Origin of the sequence: Mycolicibacter sinensis (assembly GCF_001667945.1) — a bacterium.
GTDB lineage: Bacteria > Actinomycetota > Actinomycetes > Mycobacteriales > Mycobacteriaceae > Mycobacterium > Mycobacterium sinense_B.
The window spans coordinates 1-2740 of the sequence record NZ_LZJK01000042.1 but is presented as its reverse complement, the minus strand read 5'-3'; the positions used below and the strand labels follow the sequence as shown (position 1 = coordinate 2740).

Here is a 2740-nt window from a genome sequence, read left to right as displayed (position 1 = left end):
AGGTCGAGTCCGTCTACCCTGCACTGACTTTCGCGGGCCCCCATTCGCGCGGCGAGTCGTTGCGCTTGCGCGCAGGCCGTCGCCGGCCCGGCGGGGATCCGGGCCGCCCCGGCGACGGCGGCCAGGTCGGCGGCCGCCTGCGCGCGGTGCCGCGCGACGACCGCCGCGCCGAGCAGGACGCCGCCGCCGGTGAGACTCAGCAACACCGCGACCATCGCGGCGGCGGCCACGGTGGCCGCGCCGGCCTCACCGGGATGGCTCGGCGGCCGACACCGCTTCGCCGCGGACTGCCAGCCCCGGCAGCAGCGCCGGCCGTACGGTGACCGTCGCGACCACGAACTCGCCGTCGGAGCGCAGCTGGATCGCCGCGCCGGCCGGCGCGATCCGCCGCACCACGGCCGTGGCCGCTGGCGTGTCCCCACGGGCCGCCAACCGGGCCGCCTCCCGGGCGGCGTCGAGGCAGCGGACCTGGGCGGATACCGCGCTGATCCCGGCCAGAGACACCACCAGCACCGAGACCAGCGCCGCCAGCCCGAACGCCGCCTCCACCGTGCTGGCGCCGGACTCGCCGGCAAGTCGGCCATGACCGGTCAACGCCCGTCAGACCTTGGTGTTCAGCGCACGCCCGATCACCCGGTTCAGCGCCGAGACGATGGAGTCGCCGGTGACGACGGTGTAGAGGATCGCGCCGAAGGCTGCGGCGGCGATCGTGCCGATCGCGTACTCGACCGTCGACATCCCGGACTCGTCGGACGCCAGCAGCAGCACTCTGAGCTGGATGGCTCGAAACATGTTGTGCGCCTGCCGTATCTGTGTTCTCACCGGACCTCCTTCATCCTCACCCGTTCTGGGTTCTCGCGGCTTTTCCGCGAAGTATCGGCGGGCTCACAGCAGGCCCGACCGCAGCACCTCGCCGGCCAGGCCGGCCACCACCGGCACGATGCCCAGGCAGACGAATGCGGGCAGGAAGCACACCCCGAGCGGCCCGGCGATCAGCACGCCGGCCCGCTCCGCGGCGGCGGTCGCCGCGTGCCCCGCCTCGTCGCGGCAGTGGGCCGCGAGCTCACCGAGTCCGGCCGCCAGCGCCGCTCCGGAGGACCCGGATCGTCGGGCCAGTCGCAGCACCGCGGCCGTCGACGGGTCACAGGCGTCACCTGACGGCACCGACCAGGCGGTCCCGGGATCGGCGCCCAGGGCCAACAGCTCCGCGCCGCGGCGCAGCACCCCCGCCACCTGGGGCGGCGCAGAGCGGGCGGTCGCGGCGGCAGCTGCCGAGACCGGCATTCCGGCGGTCAGGCAGAGCGCGAACACCTCGAGGCCGGCCGCCAACGCCAGCGCGTCGGTGCCCGGCACCGCTCGACGGCGTACCGGACGGGCCGGCCGGGGCAGCCCCGCGCGTGCCCGCACCGTTGACGGGGCGACCAGCATCGCCGTGGCCAGTAACACCGCGGCGCTGCTCACCGGGCGGCGCCCACACGCAGGGTGATCCGGTCCGACCACAGCAGCCCGGTGCAGACCAGGCTCACTCCGACCACCGACAGCACCCCACCGGGTCCACCGAGTAGAAAGCCGATCGGACGGGCCCCGATCAGTTCGCCCAGCAGCACCCCGAGCACCGGCAGGCAGCCCAAGATGGTCGCCGAGGCCCGCGCACCGGCCATCCCGGCATCGGCACGCGCGGAAAACCGTTGCCGGGCAGCAATATCACTTTGAGCGGCCTGCATCAGTGTGGCCACCGCCAGCCCGTGTTCGCCGCCGAGCTCCCAGTACACCGCGAGCCGTTCCCAGTGCGAAGGCAGCGCCGAGGACGTGGCGGCATCCCGCAGCCCGGTAGCGACGTCGGCGCCCAGCCGGGCTCGCGCGACCACGCCACGCAGGGCGGCGGACACGAAGCCGTGGCTCGTCTCGGCGGCGGCAACGGCGAACGCCCGCACCGGATGTGCGCCGATACGCAACTCACCGACCAGCACATCGAGTGCACTCTCCAGGGCGCGTGATTCCGCCACCGCGCGCCGGTCCTCGGGGCCGCGGGCGTGGCGCAGCGCAGCCGTGGCGGCCAGCACCGCGCCGGCCAGGCAGGTGCTTCCCGGCAGGGCGACCACGGCCAGCACCGCGGTGCCGCAACCCAACGACCCCAGCACACCCCACCGGCCGATCCGGCGACCCGGGCGGTCGGCCGGCTGCAGCCGGCGGCGCGGCGAGACGCCGAGCAGCGCCGCCGCGGCCAGCGCGAGCGCGGCGACCGGGAGGCTGGTCATGCCGGCCTCCGATCCCGCAGTAGCGCCCGGAATTCGGCGATGTGGTCACCCGCTCCCCGCTCGGCGTGCCACACCGGCGCGGCCTGAACCATGCCGGAGGCGGTGCGGCACAACAACGAGATGTCGGTGAGCCGCCGCCGGCCGTTGCGATCGCGGCCGACGTGCAATAGCACCTGCACATGTTATCAGAGGTTCAACACGTTTTATTGAGTAATTAGCGTGTTTACCTGCAGATTAATCGTCGTATACATGTATCCTATTAGGTATGGTTGGCCAAAAATTTTCCGAGTTTGCACGGCGTGGCGCGCCGGCAGATGTGGGATACCGGGGTAAAAATTCACCCCATGGACCTACACGACAATCCACAACTGCTGGTGGAGAAGTTCGTCGAGCAGCATGCTCTCGGATAGCGTCCCGGGGAGTGGTGGACTTCGGATCTGGCGTGGTTCACGCGTTGCGATCAACGAGTCATGTTGAACGCT

Annotated in this window: 6 protein-coding genes; all 6 read right to left on the bottom strand. The window is 72.1% G+C overall.

Annotation, left to right across the window (positions count from 1 at the left end):
- The coding region (locus A5694_RS24490; protein WP_064920806.1) for an Rv3654c family TadE-like protein at window positions 1-230 on the bottom strand (230 nt) is incomplete at its 3' end.
- 16 nt (window positions 231-246) lie between these two features.
- Entirely contained in the window at window positions 247-549 is a 303-nt protein-coding gene (locus A5694_RS24485; RefSeq protein ID WP_064920808.1) for a TadE family type IV pilus minor pilin, read from the bottom strand.
- A 51-nt stretch (window positions 550-600) separates the two neighbouring features.
- Window positions 601-792 carry a DUF4244 domain-containing protein gene (locus A5694_RS05290; RefSeq protein ID WP_064920805.1) on the bottom strand — a complete coding sequence of 64 codons (192 nt, stop codon included), beginning with the start codon at window positions 790-792 and terminating at the stop codon, window positions 601-603.
- A gap of 93 nt (window positions 793-885) precedes the next feature.
- Window positions 886-1461, bottom strand: coding sequence for a type II secretion system F family protein (locus tag A5694_RS05285; RefSeq protein WP_207515926.1), 576 nt, complete (start codon window positions 1459-1461; stop codon window positions 886-888).
- Window positions 1458-2258, bottom strand: a complete 801-nt coding sequence (locus A5694_RS05280) for a type II secretion system F family protein (RefSeq protein WP_064920804.1) — start codon at window positions 2256-2258, stop codon at window positions 1458-1460. Before A5694_RS05280 ends, A5694_RS05285 begins: the two co-directional genes overlap by 4 nt.
- The gene (locus A5694_RS05275; protein WP_185746660.1) at window positions 2255-2431 is read right to left on the bottom strand and encodes a conjugal transfer protein TrbB; all 177 of its coding nucleotides are present in this window, start codon (window positions 2429-2431) and stop codon (window positions 2255-2257) included. Before A5694_RS05275 ends, A5694_RS05280 begins: the two co-directional genes overlap by 4 nt.
- Window positions 2432-2740: the final 309 nt, after the last annotated feature.